This window comes from Bacillus sp. FSL K6-1006 (genome assembly GCF_038593175.1).
Classification (GTDB): domain Bacteria; phylum Bacillota; class Bacilli; order Bacillales; family Bacillaceae; genus Bacillus; species Bacillus safensis.
On the sequence record NZ_CP151970.1, the window covers coordinates 921,020 to 941,975 of the forward strand.

17 protein-coding genes are annotated in these 20,956 nt (G+C 42.1%); 9 read left to right on the plus strand and 8 right to left on the minus strand.

Annotated features, from left to right (window positions below; all coding sequences use genetic code 11):
* Window positions 1–45 precede the first annotated feature (45 nt).
* From NSS65_RS04635 to NSS65_RS04660, 6 genes are all read left to right on the plus strand, one after another.
* Complete coding sequence (locus NSS65_RS04635) at window positions 46–861, plus strand: MIP/aquaporin family protein (RefSeq protein WP_024425303.1); 816 nt, start codon at window positions 46–48, stop codon at window positions 859–861.
* 15 nt (window positions 862–876) lie between these two features.
* Window positions 877–2,373, plus strand: coding sequence for a glycerol kinase GlpK (gene glpK, locus NSS65_RS04640; RefSeq protein ID WP_034282273.1), 1,497 nt, complete (start codon window positions 877–879; stop codon window positions 2,371–2,373).
* A 139-nt stretch (window positions 2,374–2,512) separates the two neighbouring features.
* Window positions 2,513–4,174 (plus strand): glycerol-3-phosphate dehydrogenase, encoded by a 1,662-nt coding sequence (glpD, locus tag NSS65_RS04645; protein WP_065214172.1) that lies wholly within the window; start codon window positions 2,513–2,515, stop codon window positions 4,172–4,174.
* 194 nt (window positions 4,175–4,368) lie between these two features.
* Window positions 4,369–6,114, plus strand: coding sequence for a phospho-sugar mutase (locus tag NSS65_RS04650; RefSeq protein WP_034282270.1), 1,746 nt, complete (start codon window positions 4,369–4,371; stop codon window positions 6,112–6,114).
* 155 nt (window positions 6,115–6,269) lie between these two features.
* Complete coding sequence (locus NSS65_RS04655; protein ID WP_046310371.1) at window positions 6,270–7,415, plus strand: GAF domain-containing sensor histidine kinase; 1,146 nt, start codon at window positions 6,270–6,272, stop codon at window positions 7,413–7,415.
* Complete coding sequence (locus tag NSS65_RS04660) at window positions 7,412–8,062, plus strand: response regulator transcription factor (RefSeq protein ID WP_024425298.1); 651 nt, start codon at window positions 7,412–7,414, stop codon at window positions 8,060–8,062. The genes NSS65_RS04655 and NSS65_RS04660 overlap by 4 nt, the downstream gene beginning before the upstream one ends.
* Before the next feature lie 373 nt (window positions 8,063–8,435).
* Here NSS65_RS04660 and NSS65_RS04665 read toward each other — a convergent pair whose 3' ends face one another.
* Window positions 8,436–8,684: a YhdB family protein gene (locus tag NSS65_RS04665; protein WP_024426598.1), complete on the minus strand. Its 249-nt coding sequence runs from the start codon at window positions 8,682–8,684 to the stop codon at window positions 8,436–8,438.
* 248 nt (window positions 8,685–8,932) lie between these two features.
* On the opposite strand from NSS65_RS04665, the gene NSS65_RS04670 reads away from it, so the two are divergent.
* The gene (locus NSS65_RS04670) at window positions 8,933–9,196 is read left to right on the plus strand and encodes a YqzG/YhdC family protein (protein ID WP_224426432.1); all 264 of its coding nucleotides are present in this window, start codon (window positions 8,933–8,935) and stop codon (window positions 9,194–9,196) included.
* Window positions 9,197–9,305: 109 nt separating this feature from the next.
* On the opposite strand, the gene NSS65_RS04675 is transcribed toward NSS65_RS04670, so the two are convergent.
* Together NSS65_RS04675 and NSS65_RS04680 are read right to left on the minus strand one after the other, a co-directional pair.
* Window positions 9,306–10,781, minus strand: coding sequence for a catalase (locus NSS65_RS04675; protein ID WP_024426596.1), 1,476 nt, complete (start codon window positions 10,779–10,781; stop codon window positions 9,306–9,308).
* Window positions 10,782–10,940: 159 nt separating this feature from the next.
* Complete coding sequence (locus tag NSS65_RS04680) at window positions 10,941–11,372, minus strand: Rrf2 family transcriptional regulator (RefSeq protein WP_024425294.1); 432 nt, start codon at window positions 11,370–11,372, stop codon at window positions 10,941–10,943.
* 183 nt (window positions 11,373–11,555) lie between these two features.
* On the opposite strand from NSS65_RS04680, the gene NSS65_RS04685 reads away from it, so the two are divergent.
* Window positions 11,556–12,755 carry a globin domain-containing protein gene (locus tag NSS65_RS04685; protein ID WP_046310376.1) on the plus strand — a complete coding sequence of 400 codons (1,200 nt, stop codon included), beginning with the start codon at window positions 11,556–11,558 and terminating at the stop codon, window positions 12,753–12,755.
* A 76-nt stretch (window positions 12,756–12,831) separates the two neighbouring features.
* Window positions 12,832–14,244, plus strand: coding sequence for a SpoVR family protein (locus tag NSS65_RS04690; protein WP_041116958.1), 1,413 nt, complete (start codon window positions 12,832–12,834; stop codon window positions 14,242–14,244).
* A gap of 38 nt (window positions 14,245–14,282) precedes the next feature.
* Here NSS65_RS04690 and garD read toward each other — a convergent pair whose 3' ends face one another.
* The 5 genes from garD to gucD form a co-directional block, all read right to left on the minus strand.
* Window positions 14,283–15,860 (minus strand): galactarate dehydratase, encoded by a 1,578-nt coding sequence (gene garD, locus NSS65_RS04695; protein WP_342467364.1) that lies wholly within the window; start codon window positions 15,858–15,860, stop codon window positions 14,283–14,285.
* 13 nt (window positions 15,861–15,873) lie between these two features.
* Complete coding sequence (locus NSS65_RS04700; RefSeq protein WP_034282256.1) at window positions 15,874–16,578, minus strand: FadR/GntR family transcriptional regulator; 705 nt, start codon at window positions 16,576–16,578, stop codon at window positions 15,874–15,876.
* 71 nt (window positions 16,579–16,649) lie between these two features.
* A complete protein-coding gene (locus NSS65_RS04705; protein WP_176967551.1) occupies window positions 16,650–18,014 on the minus strand; it encodes an enolase C-terminal domain-like protein in 1,365 nt (454 codons plus the stop codon).
* A 27-nt stretch (window positions 18,015–18,041) separates the two neighbouring features.
* Window positions 18,042–19,418 (minus strand): MFS transporter, encoded by a 1,377-nt coding sequence (locus NSS65_RS04710; protein WP_046310382.1) that lies wholly within the window; start codon window positions 19,416–19,418, stop codon window positions 18,042–18,044.
* A 65-nt stretch (window positions 19,419–19,483) separates the two neighbouring features.
* Entirely contained in the window at window positions 19,484–20,950 is a 1,467-nt protein-coding gene (gucD, locus tag NSS65_RS04715; RefSeq protein WP_034282252.1) for an alpha-ketoglutaric semialdehyde dehydrogenase GucD, read from the minus strand.
* Between the last annotated feature and the right edge of the window lie 6 nt (window positions 20,951–20,956).

Below are 20,956 nucleotides of genomic sequence, written 5' to 3' on the forward strand. Positions count from 1 at the left end.
TACACATTCATAGGGGATGGCAACTGAACCAGAGGAGGAATTTTCATGACACCATTTTGGGGTGAAGTCGTAGGTACAATGCTTCTCATTATTTTTGGAGGCGGTGTATGTGCGGCAGTCAATTTAAAGAAATCGCTCGCATATCAGTCCGGCTGGATTGTAATCGCTTTCGGATGGGGATTTGCAGTAGCCATAGCAGCTTATGCAACAGGTGGAATCAGCGGAGCGCATTTGAATCCAGCACTAACAATTGGGCTTGCGCTTGAAGGAAGTTTTCCTTGGGCTGACGTACCAATGTATATTGCCGGTCAAATGCTTGGCGCATTAATAGGAGCTATTATTGTCTTTTTACATTACTTACCGCACTGGAAAGCAACAGACGATCCAGGTGCAAAGCTGGGTGTATTCTCAACTGGTCCTGCGATTCCGCATACTTTTGCAAACGTACTTAGTGAAGTCATCGGTACATTTGTATTGGTTCTAGGAATCTTAGCGATTGGTGCAAATAAATTCGCAGACGGAATCAATCCGCTGATTGTTGGATTCTTAATTGTGGCAATTGGTCTTTCTTTAGGCGGAACAACTGGTTATGCAATCAATCCTGCACGTGATTTAGGTCCGAGAATTGCACATGCGATTCTGCCGATTCCAGGTAAAGGCCCATCGAATTGGAAGTATGCTTGGGTGCCAGTCGTTGGTCCAATTTTAGGCGGCGCATTTGGCGGTGTTTTCTACAATGCAGCCTTTAAAGCGAACATCACTCCAGCCTTTTGGATTGTAAGCGTTATTTTAGTTGTGGTATTGTTAGGACTCTATGTCTCTACGAAAAATCAAACAAATGCTGTAAATGAAAGTATGTAAGGGGAGGAAAACATCATGGCAAAAGAAAAATATATTCTCGCTTTAGATCAAGGGACAACAAGCTCAAGAGCGATCTTATTTGATCAAGAAGGCAAAATTGCTCATACAGCACAGAAGGAATTTAATCAATATTTTCCGAACCCAGGCTGGGTAGAACATAATGCAAATGAAATTTGGAGCTCTGTTCTATCCGTCATTTCAACTGCTTTAATTGAATCAGGCATTGAAGCAGATCAAATCGCCGGTATCGGAATTACGAACCAGCGTGAGACAGCAGTTGTTTGGGATAAACATACAGGCGCACCCGTTTATAATGCAATTGTTTGGCAGTCTAGACAAACGTCTGGCATTTGTGAAGAGTTAAAAGCGCAAGGACACAATGAAACGTTTAGAAATAAAACGGGTCTTCTCATTGATGCTTATTTCTCAGGGACAAAAGTAAAATGGATTTTAGATAATGTAGAAGGTGCTCGTGAGAAAGCAGAAAATGGCGACTTGCTGTTTGGCACAATTGATACATGGCTCATTTGGAAGATGACAGGCGGTCAATCACACGTCACAGATTACTCCAACGCGTCAAGAACATTAATGTTCAACATTTACGATCTGAAATGGGATGAAGAATTACTTGATATTCTTGGCGTACCTGCTTCTATGCTTCCAGAGGTGAAACCATCCTCACACATCTATGGTGAAACAACAGACTATCACTTCTTCGGCAGAAATATCCCGATTGCAGGAGCGGCGGGAGACCAGCAGTCTGCACTATTCGGTCAGGCTTGCTTTGAAGAAGGAATGGCGAAGAACACGTATGGTACAGGATGTTTCATGTTGATGAATACAGGGGAAAAAGCAATTAAGTCGGATCATGGTTTACTAACGACAATTGCATGGGGCATTGACGGTAAAGTTGAATATGCTTTAGAGGGAAGTATTTTCGTAGCTGGTTCAGCGATTCAGTGGCTGCGCGACGGACTGAGAATGTTTAAAGACTCAAAAGACAGCGAAGCTTATGCAAAGCGAGTTGAGTCAACAGAGGGCGTATATGTCGTTCCAGCATTCGTTGGTCTAGGCACACCATACTGGGACAGTGATGTCAGAGGCGCTGTATTCGGATTAACACGCGGTACTTCTAAAGAGCACTTTGTCCGTGCAACGTTAGAATCACTTGCTTATCAAACGAAGGATGTTTTAGATGCGATGGAAAAGGATTCAAACATCTCATTAAAAACGTTGCGTGTGGATGGCGGAGCTGTAAAGAATGATTTCTTAATGGGCTTCCAAAGTGATTTGCTGGATGTACCAGTAGAGCGTCCAGAAATTAATGAAACGACGGCACTCGGTGCGGCCTATCTTGCGGGAATAGCAGTTGGCTTCTGGAACGACCGTTCAGACATTGCAAAACAATGGAACCTTGACAAGCGCTTTGACCCTAAAATGGAAGAGGACAGCCGCGACTCGTTATACAGCGGGTGGAAAAAGGCTGTAAAAGCAGCTCAAGCTTTCAAATAAACCAAAAGTATGGTATACTTCAAGTAAGTTAATAGAACGGTTGGAGAACTGGAGAGACCGCAGGCACCGAAGTGTAGAAATACGCTTTGGGTGTTTGCGGTCTCTTTTTCTTTACCGTACAACATGGGAGGAACAAGAGATGACTTTTTCTAGCTTAGAAAGAGAACAAATGCTGCAGGAAATGACAAAAAAACCATATGATGTGTTTATCATTGGTGGGGGTATAACAGGCGCTGGTACAGCACTTGACGCGGCTTCACGCGGAATGCGTGTCGGTCTTGCAGAAATGCAGGATTTCGCAGCAGGTACGTCTAGCCGCTCAACGAAATTAGTGCACGGCGGACTTCGTTATTTAAAACAATTTGAAGTGAAAATGGTCGCAGAGGTCGGTAAAGAGCGTGCCATTGTATACGAAAATGGTCCTCATGTGACAACGCCAGAATGGATGCTTCTTCCGATGCATAAAGGCGGGACATTTGGTAAGTTTTCAACCTCTATTGGACTTAGAGTGTATGACTTTTTAGCTGGCGTAAAGCATAGCGAACGCAGAAGCATGCTAAGTGCAAAAGAAACACTTGAAAAAGAACCGCTTGTCAAAAAGGACGGCTTAAAAGGCGGCGGCTACTATGTTGAATACCGTACAGATGATGCACGCCTCACAATCGAAGTCATGAAAGAGGCTGTGAAATTCGGAGCGGAAGCGGTCAACTATGCGAAAGTAAAAGAATTTATTTATGATAAAGGCAAAGTGGTTGGTGTTGTCATTGAAGATGTCATGACGCAGAAAACATACGATGTGTATGCGAAGAAGATCGTCAACGCGACAGGTCCATGGGTAGATCAGCTGAGAGACAAGGACCACTCAAAAGAAGGAAAACACTTACAGCATACAAAAGGAATTCACTTAGTATTTGACCAGTCGGTCTTCCCATTAAAACAAGCGATTTACTTTGACACACCGGATAAACGTATGGTCTTTGCCATTCCAAGAGAAGGCAAAACGTACGTTGGAACAACAGATACAGTGTACAAAAAACAGCTGGAGCACCCGCGTATGACAAAGGCCGATCGTGACTATGTCATCCAAGCGATTCAGTACATGTTCCCTGACCTTAATATTACAGAAAAAGATGTAGAATCCAACTGGGCCGGTCTTCGTCCGCTCATTCATGAAGAGGGCAAGGATCCTTCAGAAATTTCTCGTAAGGATGAAGTGTGGACATCATCTTCAGGCTTAATCACCATTGCTGGCGGTAAATTAACAGGCTACCGTAAAATGGCTGAGCATATTGTCGATCTAGTACGTGATGGACTGAAACAGGAAACGGGCAAAGATTATGGACCATGTAAAACAAAACATATGCCAATCTCAGGCGGCCATGTAGGCGGATCTAAAAACATGGCAGCCTTTGTTCAAGCGAAAACAGCAGAAGGAGCATCTGTTGGTTTAACAGAACCGATTGCACAAAAACTAGCTGAAAAATATGGCTCAAATGTCAGCAGTCTCTTCAAACGTGTCGAGCAGCTTCAAGGGGAAGCAGACAAACGAAATATTCCAGCGTATGTACTGGCAGAGCTTGTCTATGCGATTGAAGAAGAATTAGCCGTTACTCCTGTTGACTTCTTCTTAAGAAGAACAGGAAGCCTATTATTTAATATCAATTGGGCAAAAAAATATGCACAGCCAGTCATCGATTATATGGCAGAACGTTTTGGCTGGGATGAAGCAGCAAAACAGAAATATCAATCAGAATTAGATCAACTATTCCATGAAGCAGTCGTACCGCTTGATGCTGAATAAAAAGAAGACAAAGGGCTAAAGCAAGATCATTTTAGCTCTTTGTCAACAATCTGAAAGCCGATCATGTATCGGCTTTTTTTATTTGTGCAGCATTTTTTCCAGCTGCTAATGATATAGCATGACATAAAGGATGTTTCCATATAAAATAACAGTAGATGTTATTTTATTGATGATAAGAGCTGGGGAGGACGACCATGAGTTGGAAGACGAATTATGAGCGATGGATCAATGAGAAGCACCTGGATACTGAACTAAAGGAATGGCTGGAGACGCATCAAGATGACCACCAGGCCCTTGAAGACTGTTTCTACAAAAACCTTGAGTTCGGCACTGGAGGAATGCGCGGTGAGATTGGTGCAGGCACGAACCGAATGAATGTGTACACTGTTCGTAAAGCATCAGCAGGTCTTGCTGCGTATATTGCGAAACATGGAGAGGATGCAAAAAGAAGAGGCGTCGCCATTGCATATGATTCACGCCATAAATCGCCTGAATTTGCAATGGAAGCAGCCAGAACACTTGCTTCACAGGGCATTCAAACGTACGTATTTAATGAATTGCGTCCGACACCAGAGCTCTCCTTTGCGGTTCGTGAGCTGCATGCATTTGCTGGAATCGTCGTGACAGCAAGTCATAATCCACCAGAATATAATGGCTATAAAGTGTATGGTGAAGATGGCGGGCAGCTGCCTCCATTTGAAGCAGATCAAGTCATTCAAGAAGTAGATGCAATTGAAAATGAACTGTCGATTTCAGTTGATTCTGAAGAAACGTTGAAACAGCAAGGGCTGATCAAAATAATCGGAGAAGAAATCGACCATGCTTATATTGAAAAATTAAAAACCATTAGTGTGCACCCTGAGCTGGCACATGAGGTCGATGTCAAAGTCGTGTTTACTCCGCTTCATGGGACTGCCAATCACCCTGTCAGAAACGGGCTGCAGGCTCTTGGATATCAGCATGTCACTGTTGTGCCTGAGCAGGAAAAACCGGATCCACAATTCTCAACAGTGACCTCGCCGAATCCAGAGGAGCATGCAGCATTTGAGTACGCCATCAAGCTTGGTGAAAAACAAAATGCAGATATTCTCATTGCCACAGACCCAGACGCTGACAGGTTAGGTATTGCGGTCAGAGATCACGAAGGAGAATTTACTGTCTTAACAGGCAACCAGACAGGCGCCCTGCTGCTTCATTATTTATTGTCTGAAAAACAAAAGCTGGGTCAATTGCCGCCTCGTCCCGTTGTGATGAAAACCATTGTCACAAGTGAGCTTGGGCGCGCTGTAGCATCAGCTTTTGGTGCCGACACGATAGACACACTCACAGGCTTTAAATTTATTGGAGAAAAAATTAAGCAGTTTGAAAAGAGCGGAGAATACACGTTTCAATTCGGTTATGAAGAGAGCTATGGCTATTTAATTGGTGATTTTGCCCGAGATAAAGATGCGGTGCAAGCGGCACTTTTAGCCGTTGAAGTTGCTGCCTTCTATAAAAAGCAGGGCAAGTCCTTGTACGATGCGCTTGTCGATATTTTCAAGCAGTTTGGATTTTACCGGGAAGGATTAAAGTCGTTAACCTTAAAAGGAAAAGAAGGAGCAGAGCAGATTTCAGCGATCCTTCATACCTTTAGAACAAATCCGCCAGCTGCCATCGCAGGGCAGCGGATCACAGTGATTGAGGATTATCAATCAAGTCAAAGACAACTTGTGGCTGAAAAGAAAGAGGAAACCATTCACCTGCCAGCATCAAATGTGCTGAAATATTTCCTTGAGGATGGTTCTTGGTTCTGCTTAAGACCTTCCGGCACTGAGCCTAAAGTGAAATTTTATATTGCAGTCAAAGGCACGTCTTTAACAGATAGTGAAGAAAAGCTAAAGCATTTGTCAGAAGAAGTGATGAAAGTCGTTTATGATATTGTGGAAGAAACAGCGAAATAACGAAAGACAAGGCCATCGTGTATGAATGCATGATGGCCTTTTCTCAGCCAAAAGGATGAGAAGAAATCATTCTTTTGGAGAAAGAGCGACGAGGGGGCTCATGGTATAATGAGCGTAATGATAAGTGAAGGCTGCAAATGCCGGGGGTAAACAGTATGGGAGAATACCAAGAGAAGGTTGAAACATTAAAAACGTTAAAAGAAATTGCTGAAAAGCTAAATGAAGGCATGGAAATGAAAGAAACGCTTCATGAAGTGCTCCAAATGCTGATGGATGTCACAGGCTTTCATTCAGCATGGATTTATTTTATAGAAAAAGACGGGTCATATGAACTGATGGCAGAGGTTTCTTTACCTGAAGCACTCGCAAAGCATCAAAAACAGCTCATGTGTCAAAATGATTGTTATTGCATCAACCGGTACACAAAAGGCTCACTGCAATCAGCCACCAATATTATTAACTGCAAACGGATTGAAACGGCAATTGAAGAAAAGCTTGGGGATACAGAAGGAATTACTCATCATGCGACCGTGCCACTAAAAGCGTGTAAGCGTACATTCGGCTTATTAAATGTGGCGGCAAAAGGAAAAGTCACATTTACGCAAGAGGAGCTGAATTTGCTTGAAAGCATTGCACTTCAAATTGGCACCGCCATTCAGCGGATGAAGCTTGTGCAAAATGAACAGCAGCACGCACTTCTGGAAGAAAGAAACCGGCTCGCACAGGACTTGCATGATTCTGTCAACCAGATGCTGTTCTCTGTGAGTCTGACTGCTAAGGCTGCACGGCAAATGACAAGCGATCAACATCTAGGGGAAATGATTGATTTTATTCAGCATTTGTCACAAGATGCTCTGATTGAAATGCGGTCACTCATTTGGCAGCTGAGACCCAGAGGCCTTGAAAAAGGGTTTACGACAGCAATTGAAGAGTATGCACAGCTTTTAGGATTACGCTGCACTTTATCTTTATCAGGCTGTATAGAAATGGACCATTCTCACAATGAAACTTTGTTTCGGGTATGTCAAGAAGCGCTCAATAACTGTCAAAAACATGCGGAAGTAGAAGAAGTCGAGGTCAAGCTTGAGCAATCAAAAGACACGTTGGAGATGAAAATCATTGACCACGGAAAAGGTTTTCAATATGACGAGCAGATGAGCCTTCCTTCACTTGGGCTGAAAGGGATGTCTGACCGCATCCGAAGAGCAGGTGGTACATTTTGTATCCATTCAGAGTTAGGTAAAGGGACTACGATTCATGTAAAAGTGCCATTTTCACAAGAAAGGAAGGGATCGTCATGAGAGTTGTCATTGCAGATGATCATCATATTGTGAGAAAAGGGCTTGTGTTTTTCTTGCAGACACAGTCTGATGTGGACATCGTTGGTGAGGCGTCCAATGGGCAAGAGGCATTAGAGGTTGTCAGAGAAACCCGGCCTGACATTGTCTTAATGGATTTGTCTATGCCTGTAATGAATGGCATTGAGGCAACGAAACAAATGACGCTGGAAATGCCGGACTCCCGCATTGTGATCCTGACAAGCTATGCGGATAAAGATTATGTCATTCCCGCCATTCAAGCAGGGGCGAAAGCCTATCAATTAAAGGATGTAGCACCAGAAAAGCTGCTTTCGACCATGATTGAAGTTCAAAATGGCACCTACCAGTTAGATGGTCATATCACGACCTTTCTCGTGCAGCATCTGACAGAGCCAAAAGAGCAGAAATGGGCATTGATGAAAGAGCTCACCAATAGAGAGCGAGATGTCTTATTTGAGATTGCAAAAGGCAAAAGCAACAAAGAAATTGCCTCATCGCTGTTTATTTCTGAAAAAACTGTCAAAACGCATGTATCTCATGTATTATCAAAATTAGAGCTGGCAGATCGAACCCAAGCGGCTCTGTATGCAGTGGATTATCAAAAAAATCAGCCGAAAGAGCTGCTATGACAGAAGGAGATCTAGACGTCATGCTAAAACGTTTAAGCGCACATTCAATTCAATGAATTGAATAAAAAAGAGAAGCATGAACAGTCTAATTTCTAATAGAAAAACCAAAAAAGACTTGATGAGTGTATGCTCATCAAGTCTTTTTTTATTTTAAAGGAGGGGATGAACCGGTCAATCACAGGTGAATGTAAAATAGGAGGGGAACTAGTGAGGCATATGAATTAGTAAGTGATTTTCGTCATGATGACAAATTAAAAGAGAACTTGAATAAGCTTGCGATCCATACATTAACTCTAACGCTTCCCATTACAGCGCACTGCTAATTGTATATAAAAGGGAAGGGCTAAAAAAAATTCATTTTAGCCCTTTTTCTTTATGTGTACATCGGTTGTGAATAAACTTCAGAAGCAGCAGCCTCTGAAGCATGATCAATGTACTGCAGGAGCCCATATAAACATTTTTCAACATCTGCATCGTTCCGGTTAAATTGATACGCATGTAAGAAATGCTCAATACGTTTCGAGAGCAAATCATCTTGCGTACGTACCATAAGAATAAGTAAATTATCCCATTGCGAGCGATGCGTATAATAAAGTGCTTTATCATAATCCGCCACATTCATTAAACCTTCTCCTTTCCCTTGAGAAGTCTTCATTAGTTTGCTCGGATCATATCGACTTTTTCAGGGGAAAAGTTGGTGTCCGCATCAATCGTGTACCGGGAATTATAGGCTGAATAATTGCTTCATGTATGAAAAAGGAAAGGCTTGCTAAACCTAAACAAAACATATATGAAAGTGAGTTCAATGATATCATGCAGCCGAAATGGTGGATGCTTATTGCAGCAGGAATCGTTTTGCTTGGCAGTTTGATGATTCATCCTGCATCAAAAGCAGCAGTGCAGCCGTTTGAAAATTGGGAAAGACTTGCGTACACAGCGTTTAAAGATGAATATAAAGGTGCCGCATTAAATGATTATCATTACATTGGCCGGACAGAAGTGAATGATGAGCAGACAAAAGATGTGTTTCGCGTCACTGTAAAGGAAGGATCAACTCGCTTTGCCGCACATGCAGAAATTTATTTTCATCCGGTGACTGGTCATTTGATTAGTATTAACGTGTTTCGATTATAAAGAAGTCCCTTTTTTTGTAAAGGGTGCTTGAGGCGTTCAGTCAAAAAAGACAAAGGGCTAAAATAAAGATCATTTTAGCCCTTTGTCCAACAATTTTTTCGAAATGGAATTACTTCATGCTACCTTGAAGATAAGCGCGAATATCCACACCAAGTGAATCTGCTAATCGCTGGCCGTAATCTTCATCGGCACGATAGAAGTTGCAGATTGCAAGTAATTTTGTTTGGTCATTCACATCTTTCAAATCAGCTGTTAGGTTTTTAATCAATGCTTGTTTCTCTTCTTCAGAGTAGCTTCGATATTTTTCTCCAGCTTGTTTGAAATCGTTCGGTTTTTCAATTTTTTGTCTCACCATACGGTCACCGTGAAGAACTGGCTCACTTTCTTTGTAGTGAGGGTTTTCTTTTGGCTGATCGGCATAACGGTTTGGTTCATAGTTAATATGACCGCTTGGACGAGTCGTTGTCATAAAGCCATCCTGCTGGTTATTGTGTACAGGTGCATAAGGGCAGTTAACCGGAATGCGCATGTAGTTCGCACCGAGTCGGTGGCGCTGCGTATCAGGATATGAGAACAGACGGCCTTGAAGCAGTTTATCTTCAGATGCCTCAATTCCTGGAACAAATGCACTTGGCGTGAAAGCAGACTGTTCTGTTTCAGCAAAGAAGTTTTCAGGATTGCGGTTGAGTGTCATGCGTCCTACTTTTTGAAGCGGGTAATCTTCCTCGCTCCACGTTTTTGTTGGGTCACATGGATCATAATCAAGTTCATCATAATCGCTAAGCGGCATAAGCTGAACATATAAGTCCCATGCTGGGAAGTTGCCTTTTTCAATGCGGTCATATAAATCTCTTGTCGCATGCTGGAAATCGTTTGCTTGAATTTCCGCTGCTTCTTCCATAGATAAGTTGCGAATACCTTCAGAAGGTCTCCAGTGATATTTTACATATTTTGCTTCGCCGTATTTATTCACCCATCTAAATGTATGCACACCAGAACCGCGCATTTCAGCATAGCTTGCAGGGATTCCTTCATCAGAGAAAAGCCATGTGAGCATATGAGTGGATTCAGGCGTTAAGGTCATAAAATCCCAATAACGGTCAGGATCTTGAATATTGGTTACAGGATCTGGCTTGAGAGAGTGAACCATATCAGGGAATTTCAATGCATCACGAATAAAGAAGATCGGCAAGTTGTTACCAACGAGATCATAGTTGCCTTCTTCTGTATAAAATTTGACAGCAAAGCCGCGCGGGTCACGCAATGTTTCAGGTGAACCTTTCGGATGAATAACGGTGGAGAAGCGAACAAAAACGTCTGTTTGTTTTCCTTCTTCACTTAAGAAGGCTGCTTTTGTATGTTTCTCCATGCTGTTTTCTACTTCAAACACACCGTAAGCGCCGGCGCCTCTTGCATGAACGACGCGCTCTGGAATACGTTCACGATCAAAGTGTGCGAGTTTTTCAATCAAATGGTAATCATCAAGAAAGGTAGGTCCGCGGTGACCAGCTGTTCTTGAGTTTTGGTTATCGCCAACAGGCACGCCTTGGTTCGTTGTCAAATTTTTATGATTTGAATTTGTCATTCTTTTCTCCTCCTGTAAACAAAAAAGTGTTTTCTAGCAATCTATATACCCTAATTATATTGAATCAAACATGATAGTCAATATTTATTTATAATAATTTTAAATAAATTATTATTACAAGAAGGTAAAGAAAAAGACGAAAGAATAAATTCTTTCGCCTTAAAGCAGGAGCTCTCTAAGAGCATCTTTGTTTTGTGTTAAATCGTTTAGTGTGTATCGGTCTAGAACGCTTAAATAAGCAGTGAGTGCTTCATGAAGTACATGCTTTAATGAACAAATTGGGGAGATGATGCAGCTGTTTTTCTTTGGATCAAAGCATTCAACCATGACTAAATCATCCTCTGTATAACGGACAACCTCTCCAATATTAATGCTTTCTGGGCTTTTTCCAAGCCTGATCCCGCCATTTCTTCCGCGAATCGTTTCCACATACCCGCGTTTTCCAAGATGATAAATCACCTTTGTCAGATGATTTTTAGAAATGCCATAAACATCGGCGATCTGCTGAATATTTGACAGTTCATTATTTTCTCTCGAAGCTAAATAAATGAGTACCCTTAATGAGAAATCTGTGTAATTCGTAAGTTTCATTTTGACGACCTCTAAACCTAATAGAGTTTTGTATCATCGTAACACATTTTAGACAAAAACTGTTCGAGAAAGTGTAAAATGTGACAACATTTAAAACATGTATTATAAATATTGCTTTTAGAGACTGTCATCCATTACGATAAAGATGTATTTAAAATACTTCTTTTGAAAGAAGGAATGACGATGTTATCTAAAGATCAAATGAATGCAATAAAGCAATCAGCTCCTCTACTAAAAGCCGAGGGAACCAAACTTGTCACTGTTTTTTATCAAAATATGATTCGCCAGCACCCAGAGCTGCTCAATCAATTTAATAAAACAAATCTGATGAACGGAAGTCAGCCAGAGGCACTTGCTGCGACACTATATCAAGCTGCACTGCACATTGATCGATTAGAAGAATTACTTCCTGCGGTCAAACAAATTGCCCATAAGCATGTCAGTGTCATGGTCAAAAAAGAACAATACCCAATTGTCGGATATCACCTGATTGAAGCGATGAAAGATGTGTTTGGCTTAAGAGAAGAAGATGCCACTTTATTAGCTTGGAAAGCTGCATATGACATCATTGCGAATATTTTCATTACCATAGAAGCAGAAATGATGGATGAAAATGTGAAACAGACAGGCGGATGGGCAGATGTGAAGCCGTTTGTGATTAAGAAAAAGAAGCAAGAATCTCCATCGCTTATCTCTTTTTATTTAGTACCAGAAGATGAATCAGAGCTGCCATTGTATCAAGCAGGCCAATACATTACGGTTCAGGCAGATATGCCAGGAGAAGCCTATATGTGCAGCAGACAATATAGCTTATCAGACGAGCATCATCCATCTTATTACCGTATTACAGTGAAGCGTGACGGTCATGTGTCTACATTTTTGCATGATGAAATGGAAGAAGGGGACGTTCTTCAAGTGAGTATGCCGCAGGGAATGTTCTGCTTGCAAGGAGACACAAAAGAGCCTGTTTATTTCATCAGTGCTGGGTCTGGTGTCACACCAATGATTGGTTTAGTGAAAACTGCCGCACAAAACAGTCAGACATTCACGATGATTCATGCAGATCGATTAGAGGATGTAAATGCTTTTGAAAATGAGTTTGAACGCGTTCTAGCTTCAGCTTCCCATGGGCGCATCATCCTATGTAACGAACAATTTGCGCAGTCTGGAAAGGGTGAGCTTGTTGAGAAAGCGTCTTCCCGCATTGACCGTCCATTTCTTCAATCGGTGATCGGAGAAGGGAAAGGCCAATTTTATCTATGCGGTTCCCCGGTGTTTACACAGGAGATCATTCATATTTTAAAAGAGCTTGGAATTCCATCGCGCAATATTCATTTCGAAGCATTTGGCGGGCAATCCACAAAAGAAATGGAAGTCGTCTAAACGGTTGGCGGAACATCATGTTTTTTTACATACGCTCATATAGTAGGGATAAGTCCGATGAGGAGGGATGGTTTCCTTGAGCGTATCTGAAAAACGTCTTTTACAAAGAGCGATTGATGAAATTACAGAAATTGCAGAAGGATTTGGTCTAGATTTTTATCCGATGAGGTATGAAATCTGTCCCGCGGAAATTATTTATACGTTCGGTGCATATGGAATGCCAACACGATTCAGCCACTGGAGCTTTGGGAAGCAATTTCATAAAATGAAGCTTCATTATGATTTAGGATTAAGCAAAATTTATGAACTGGTGATCAATTCAAATCCTTGCTACGCCTTTCTACTAGATAACAATACGCTCGTTCAAAATAAATTAATTGTGGCTCATGTATTGGCACACTGTGATTTCTTCAAAAATAATTGCCGTTTCCAAAACACAAAACGAGATATGGTCGAAAGCATGTCAGCAGCGGCAGAGCGGATCAAAGAATATGAGCATATCTACGGAACAAAAGAAGTCGAAGCCTTTTTAGATGCCGTATTGGCTATCCAGGAGCATATTGATCCGTCTCTTGTTCGATCAAAATTAAGCTGGAATATGGACGATGAAGAAAGTGAAGATGATAAACCAAAACGTCAAACGCCTTATGATGATTTGTGGGGAATGGATGAGCCGAAAATGCGTGAGAAAAAGAAAACCGTTAAGCAGTTTCCGCCAAAGCCTGAAAAGGATCTTTTACTCTTTATTGAAGCGCATTCCCGGGAGCTGGAGCCATGGCAGCGGGATGTTCTTACCATGCTGAGAGAAGAAATGCTCTATTTTTGGCCGCAGCTGGAAACAAAGATTATGAATGAAGGCTGGGCATCGTATTGGCACCAGCGGATTATGCGGGAGCTTGATTTGGATTCAAGTGAATCGATAGAATTTGCGAAATTAAATGCAGGTGTGGTGCAGCCATCTAAAACAGGCATCAATCCTTACTATTTAGGGCTGAAAATTTTTGAAGATATTGAAGAACGCTATAACAACCCATGTGAAGAATTAAAAAAAGCAGGGGTCACAGAAGGATCTGGCCGCAGTAAAATGTTTGAAGTCAGGGAAATTGAATCGGATATTTCTTTTATTCGAAACTACTTAACGAAAGACCTTGTGATGAGAGAAGACTTGTACTTGTTTCAAAAGCAGGGGAGAGATTATAAAGTCATTGATAAAGAATGGAAGGCGGTTCGTGATCAGTTAGTCAGTATGAGAGTGAATGGCGGCTTTCCGTATTTGACCGTGATCGATGGCGACTATTTAAAAAATAACGAACTTTATATCAAGCATTGGTATGAAGGCATTGAACTTGATCTGAAATACTTAGAAAAAGTCCTTCCGTATTTATATCAGCTGTGGGGAAGAAGTGTGCATATCGAGTCAGTTCTTGAAGGAAAAGAAGTGATGTTTTCTTATGATGGAAAAGGGGTTCATAGGAAATATCTCGCTTAATGATCATAAAAAAAGATGTCCTCAAACGGACATCTCTTTTATGTGACTGGGGCTGGATTAAATAGACACAAATCGTTATGAATCCCCCAATGATCGGCCCATGTTTCTTTCCGGCCGCTGGCGATATCTAGTATATAATGAAACAGGTCTGTACCGACTTCCTCGATTGTTGCTTCTCCGGTTGCAATACGGCCGGCATCAAAATCAATAAGATCCGGCCATTGTGTCTGTAAGCTGGTTTTCGTAGAAACTTTTATTACAGGTGCTGCTGCTAGGCTGTATGGAGTTCCTCGTCCTGTTGTGAAAATTTGTACATTCATACCAGAGGCGAGCTGCAGTGTTCCGCAAACAAAATCGCTTGCCGGCGTTGCAGCAAATATCAGCCCTTTGGTGGCCGCTTTCTCACCAGGCCCAATCACACTAGATATTGGACTTGTGCCAGATTTGGCGATAGAACCAAGCGCCTTTTCTACGACATTGGATAAACCGCCTTTTTTATTTCCTGGGGAAGGATTTGCACTTCTATCTGCTTGACCTCTGCTTAAATAGTCATCGTACCATTTCATTTCCCGTATAAGTGCCTGCCTCGTTTCTTCATTCAAAGTTCTTGGAGTTAATAGGTGAATGGCATCACGCACTTCTGTCACTTCTGAAAAAAGAACCGTTGCTCCTGCTTTGACAAGGAGGTCTGCTGCATATCCAACGGCGGGGTTTGCTGTTACACCTGAGAATGCATCGCTTCCACCGCATTGTAAGCCTACCACTAAATCCGATACAGGACATGGGACGCGTGTCCGCCTATTGAGTTTCTTTAGTTTGTGCTCTGCAGCCTTCAGAATGGAGGTAATCATTGAAGAAAAGCCTGATTCCTCCTGTAATGTTAAAATATCGTCTTGCCGCTCTTCTGACACAATGCGTGATGGTATGAGTTTTTCACAGCCTAATCCAATGACGAGCACTTCTCCGCCAAAGTTCGGATGTGTGGCTAAGTTTTGGATGGTTCTGATGGGAATGACCGCATCTGGTGCATGAATGGCCACACCGCAGCCGTATTGGTGGTGGAGGGGAATTACGTCATCCACATTTGGATATTTCGGCAGCAGATCTTCCTTGATTTTTTTGACCGCATAGTCAAGAACCCCAACGACACATTGCACGCTTGTTGTAATCCCGAGAATATTTTTAGTACCAACAGAATGATCTGGATTTCGGTATCCCTGAAATTCATAACCATCAAGCTTTTTAAGCGGAGGACCGCTGTATGTTAGGCATGATAATTTGTCTAAAGGAGGAGGAGCTGGCATTTGAACGAGCTCTTCTTTCACCCAGCTTCCCTGTATGATGATTTCGTTAGCGTATCCAATGATTTCACCATATCGCACAATTGGTGCATGCTGTTCAATTGTCTTAAGTGCAACTTTATGCCCTTGAGGGATGCGTTCAGTTAACGTCAATCCACTTGAAAAGCTGGTGCCAGCTGGTAGTCCGCCATCATTTACGATGATTGCTACATTATCCTTTGAACTTACCTGAATATATAGGGGTGCTTCCTTTGCTTTTTGATTCAAGAGATCACTCCTTTGAAAGCGCTGTCTTTTTAAGAGGAGAGGAAGCATATCCGCTTCCGTATCATGGCGTTTGATTTAATCCTTTTAAAATCTTATCACGTACAAACTTCAAATGTTCATGCATATGGAAGTGTGCTTGATATGGGTCTCTAAGCTGAAGCGCTTCATAAATTTTCTGATGATAATTAACGGTCACATTTTTTTCTCGATAAGGAATTTGGCTGTCAATCTTGGCGTGTGATACTAAAAGCGCCTGAATCATGCCTTCAACAACTGGATTGTTTGCACTTAAGGCAATAATCCGGTGGAATTCTTTATCGGCTTCACCATAGTTGTTATCTGTACTTTCCTCAATCATTTCAATGGTTCTTTCTAATTTTTTTAATTCTTCATCACTAATTTTCTCAGCAGCAACGGTGACAAGGCCTAGTTCTAGTACCATACGAGCTTCTAGAATGGCTGGTAAATTATCTTGAGCCAGTGCGAGCATAACTGAAAATGGCTGATTGCTAATTTTATCATTAAAATATGTACCGCCTCGTGTTTTTCTAGTGATAACGCCTAATGTTTCAAGAGAACTTAAAGCTTCGCGCAACACAGGGCGGCTTACCGATAAAATATCCATGAGTTCCATTTCTGTTGGCAGTTTGTCACCAGCTTTTAATTGTCCGCTAGACAATAAATGAACGATACGTTCTATGACTTGTTTTGCTAATGTTTTTCGATTCACTGTTTCAAATTTAAGTTCATCCATACTTTCATTCACGAGTCATTCTCTCCCTTCAGTTGTTCAATTGTAAGACAAAATGAAGGGGAATACAATCATTTACAGTCAAACTACCGAATCAAACACGGTTTTTTCGGGTCGAATGTCCAGCCATTCATGAGATATTGCATCTGAATGGCATCATTTCTTGCACCAAGCTTCATTTGTTTATATAAACGGTTGGCTTCCTCTATCTTTTCTAGATCAATTTGAATACCCAGCCCGGGTTCTTGTGGCACTTTGACACGACCTTCTTTGATTGAAAGTGGGTTCCTTGTTAAATGCTGGCCATCTTGCCATATCCAGTGGGTATCAATCGCTGTTATATGACCTGGTGCAGCAGCGGCAACGTGTGTAAACATGGCCAGAGAAATATCAAAATGGTTGTTTGAGTGCGATCCCCAAGTCAAGCCGTTATCATGACACGTTTGAGCGACTCTAACTGAACCTTCCATTGTCCAAAAGTGCGGGTCCGCCAGTGGAATATCAACTGCATGTAATTGGATGGCGTGTGACAATTGACGGAAATCAGTTGCGATCATATTTGTAGCCACTTGAATGCCGGTAGCTCGTTTGAATTCGGCCATAATTTCTCTTGACGAGAATCCGTCTTCTGCTCCACATGGATCCTCTGCATATGCAAGTACATGTTGTTTTCCTTTGCAAAGCTGAATGGCTTCATCAAGAGACCACGCTCCATTAGGATCAAGTGTGATGCGCGCATTTGGAAAACGTTTTGAAAGAGATTCTACAGCTTCCATCTCTGCTTCCCCGGAAAAGACACCGCCTTTTAACTTGAAATCCTGAAATCCATAGCGTTCATAAGCCGCTTCAGCCAAACGGACAATGTCCATCGGTGTTAGTGCTTTTTGACGCCTTAGCCGGAACCAGCTGCAAGATGAATGATCTTCTTTCAAATAGGGGAGAGGGGTTTTCATTTGATCCCCTATGTAAAATAAATACCCAAGCATGTCAACGACCTGTCTTTGTTGACCTGTTCCTAATAAAGAGGCAACCGGTTCTTCTAAAAATTGACCTAATAAATCCAAGAGAGCCGCTTCTAACGCTGTAACAGCATGTATTGTTGTCCGTAAGTCAAAGGTTTGATTGCCTCTCCCGCTTCTATCGAGGTCTTGATATGTTTGCTGCACCGATTGCAGGATGGCATGATATTGCCCAATTGGTTTTTGGAGGACAAGTCTGGCGGCTTTTTCAAGTGTTTGTCGAATGTTTTCACCGCCGGGAACTTCTCCGACTCCTTGACGGCCGCTGCTGTCTGTTAGTATGACAACATTTCTTGTGAAAAAAGGTCCATGCGCTCCGCTTAGATTCAAAAGCATACTGTCATAGCCGGCAACAGGAATCACCTTCATGTCAGTAATGTAAGGGAGATTGTTTGCTCGTTCCTTTTTGACTTCTTTTAAGTATTGATTCATATAAATCCTCCTTTATATAAAGCGCTTTCAAATAGAGCTGGATGGGACTTGGGCCGGAGGTGTTGAAGGGGGTTCTTTTAACTTCACACGTTTAATGGGACCCACAAGGAATAAATAACTTAAGATTGCAATAACGGCATTACTGCCGACAAAGACGAGCGCACCACTGAAAGAGCCTGTCGCATTGACAATATATCCAATGATAATGGGTGTTGTAATGGATGCAATGTTGCCAAAGGTATTAAATAAACCGCCGCTTAACCCGGCACATTCCTTTGGGGAGGTATCTGATACAACGGCCCAGCCAAGTGCACCGAATCCTTTTCCAAAGAAAGCAAGCGACATAATCGCAACAACAATCCATGAAGATTCTGTATAGTTGCAGATGATCATACTGCATGAAAGAAGCATGCCGATAATAATGGGTGTCTTTCGTGCGAAAGTAAGCGATTTCCCGCTTTTTAATAAAAAATCGGATAACAAGCCGCCAAGGATTCCGCCTAAAAAACCGCAGAGAGCTGGCAGGGAAGCAACAAAACCTGCTTCGAGAATGGACATTCCTTTTGCTTGAACAAGATACACAGGAAACCACGTCAAGAAAAAATAAGTGAGGGTGGTAATGCAATATTGAGCAATATAAACCCCAATTAACATCCGATTTGAAAGTAATTGTTTCACGTATGGCCATTTGGATTCTTTGTTTTGCTGGCTCTTTTCATCGTCCATTGAGGTCAAAGCCCCGCCTTTTGATATGTAATCGAGCTCTGCTGCGTTAATTTTCGGGTGTTGTTTTGGATTATAGACGGTTTTTATCCAAAGAAAAGACAGCAAAATACCGAGGATTCCCATAACAACAAAAACAGAATGCCATCCTAAAGAATGTGTAAGCCAGCCCATAATTGGAGAGAAAATGACAAGCGCAAAATACTGAGCTGAATTAAAGAAAGCAGAAGCTGTTCCACGTTCAGAACTAGGAAACCATGCAGCCACTACACGGCTATTGCCTGGAAAGGAAGGAGCTTCCGCCAGCCCTACTAAAAATCGCAGGGTAAAAAGGAGAATAATCGCAGTACCCGCTGTAAAAAAACCTATGGCACCTTGAAACAATGTAAACAAAGACCAAAAGAAAATACTGCAGGCAATCACCATTTTAGAACCGAATTTATCCAATAAATAACCGCCAGGCAATTGGCCAATGACATATGCCCAGCCAAAAGCAGAAAAGACATAACCCATTGATACAGAGCTAAGACCAAGGTCATGTTGAACAGAATCTCCAGCAATAGAAAGGGTAGCACGATCTGCATAATTGACAGAAGTGACAAGAAACAGCATGAAGACGATAAACCAGCGGACAGACGTTTTTTTATCAGTTTGTGAAGCATGGAAGAGGTTATTTATCATCATTTCTTCTCCTTTTCTAAAATAGAGAATTGAGGAGGGCAGATGCCCTCTCAAATGCTTCAATTTTACGATTTAATGAAAACGGTTTGAATGGCTGTAAAGAATTCCTTTGCCGCTTCTCCTTGTTCACGAGAATGAGAGCTTGATTGTTTCATTCCACCAAATGGTGCCTGTAACTCTACACCAGCACTTTCTGCATTAATTCTAATGAGCCCAGCTTGGATATTCTGAATAAAGGACAGCATACGACCGATATTTTGTGTGAAAATAGAAGCGCTTAAGCCAAAAACCACATCATTGGCAATGTGAAATGCTTCATTGATATCTTGCACTTTGATTAAAGCAATGACAGGACCAAATATTTCTTCTTGAGCGATGGTCATGTCTGAGGTGACATGTTCGAAAATAGCAGGCTCAATAAAATAACCATTCTGATAATCACCATCTGTTAATGGTTCCCCGCCAAAAAGGAGGGTGGCACCTTCTTTTTTTCCAGTTTCAATATAGGAAAGGCATTGATCAAGCTGCTGTTTGCTTGCGATCGGACCCATCCATACGTCTTTTTTTAAACTGTCCCCAATAGTGATCTCTTGCGTTTTTTGAACGAGTTTTTCTTTAAAGGCATCATAGATGTCTTCTTGGACAATGACTCGGCTCGTTGCTGTACATTTTTGTCCAGTTGACCGGAAGGCTCCTGTAATGGCTGCTTCTACCGCAAGATCAAGATCCGCATCATTGGCTACGATAACGGGGTTTTTTCCTCCCATTTCAAGCTGATACTTAATCCCGCGATCAAAGGCTTTCTGACCGATGGCTTTACCCGTTGCATTTGATCCAGTAAATGTAATTCCTTGGATATTTGGATGTTCAATCATTCCTTGACCTACGACAGCTCCCGATCCTGTGACCATATTGACTACTCCTTTTGGAAGGTGGGCATCTGCAAAGCAGGCCATGATTTTTGCGCAAGTAACGGCAGTTTCTGTCGCAGGTTTAATGACGACCGTGTTCCCATAAATGAGTGCAGGAGCCATTTTCCAAATAGGGATCGCAATAGGGAAATTCCAAGGAGAGATGATGCCTACAACACCTAATGGAACCCTTTTAGTGAACATGAGTGCCTCTCGGTCAGTAGAAGGAATGACATCGCCTTCTTTGCGCATTCCTTCGCCGGCATAGTAGCGGAGAATGGCTACACCGCGTGCCGCTTCTCCTTTTGCCTCAGGCAGAGTTTTACCCATTTCTTTTACAGCAGTAATGGCAATGTCATCGAGACGTTCTTCCAGCAAATCAGCTGCTTTATAAAGATATTGTCCTCGTTCTGCACCTGATAAATCTCGCCACATCGTCTTTGCTTCATGAGCTGCAGTGATGGCTGCGTTTACATCTTCGAGACTTGAGCGCTGCACATATCCAGCAGCCTCCTCTTTGTCGGCAGGATTTTGAATGGGGATCACTTCTCCTGTGGAAGCCTTTACCCATTCACCATTGATATAATTGAAGTACGTTTTTTGTTTCACTGAAGTGGACATAATATG

Excerpts from the sequence above, each read along its gene's own strand:
- gucD (WP_034282252.1), bottom strand. The coding sequence starts at position 20,950 with ATGTCCACTTCAGTGAAACAAAAAACGTACTTCAATTATATCAATGGT.
- NSS65_RS04635 (WP_024425303.1), top strand. The coding sequence starts at position 46 with ATGACACCATTTTGGGGTGAAGTCGTAGGTACAATGCTTCTCATTATT.
- glpD (WP_065214172.1), top strand. The coding sequence starts at position 2,513 with ATGACTTTTTCTAGCTTAGAAAGAGAACAAATGCTGCAGGAAATGACA.
- NSS65_RS04665 (WP_024426598.1), bottom strand. The coding sequence starts at position 8,684 with ATGAATGTGGCGGATTATGATAAAGCACTTTATTATACGCATCGCTCG.
- NSS65_RS04710 (WP_046310382.1), bottom strand. The coding sequence starts at position 19,418 with ATGATAAATAACCTCTTCCATGCTTCACAAACTGATAAAAAAACGTCT.
- NSS65_RS04660 (WP_024425298.1), top strand. The coding sequence starts at position 7,412 with ATGAGAGTTGTCATTGCAGATGATCATCATATTGTGAGAAAAGGGCTT.
- garD (WP_342467364.1), bottom strand. The coding sequence starts at position 15,860 with ATGCTTCCTCTCCTCTTAAAAAGACAGCGCTTTCAAAGGAGTGATCTC.
- NSS65_RS04705 (WP_176967551.1), bottom strand. The coding sequence starts at position 18,014 with ATGAATCAATACTTAAAAGAAGTCAAAAAGGAACGAGCAAACAATCTC.
- NSS65_RS04685 (WP_046310376.1), top strand. The coding sequence starts at position 11,556 with ATGTTATCTAAAGATCAAATGAATGCAATAAAGCAATCAGCTCCTCTA.
- NSS65_RS04670 (WP_224426432.1), top strand. The coding sequence starts at position 8,933 with ATGATTCATCCTGCATCAAAAGCAGCAGTGCAGCCGTTTGAAAATTGG.
- NSS65_RS04680 (WP_024425294.1), bottom strand. The coding sequence starts at position 11,372 with ATGAAACTTACGAATTACACAGATTTCTCATTAAGGGTACTCATTTAT.
- NSS65_RS04655 (WP_046310371.1), top strand. The coding sequence starts at position 6,270 with ATGGGAGAATACCAAGAGAAGGTTGAAACATTAAAAACGTTAAAAGAA.
- NSS65_RS04675 (WP_024426596.1), bottom strand. The coding sequence starts at position 10,781 with ATGACAAATTCAAATCATAAAAATTTGACAACGAACCAAGGCGTGCCT.
- NSS65_RS04650 (WP_034282270.1), top strand. The coding sequence starts at position 4,369 with ATGAGTTGGAAGACGAATTATGAGCGATGGATCAATGAGAAGCACCTG.
- glpK (WP_034282273.1), top strand. The coding sequence starts at position 877 with ATGGCAAAAGAAAAATATATTCTCGCTTTAGATCAAGGGACAACAAGC.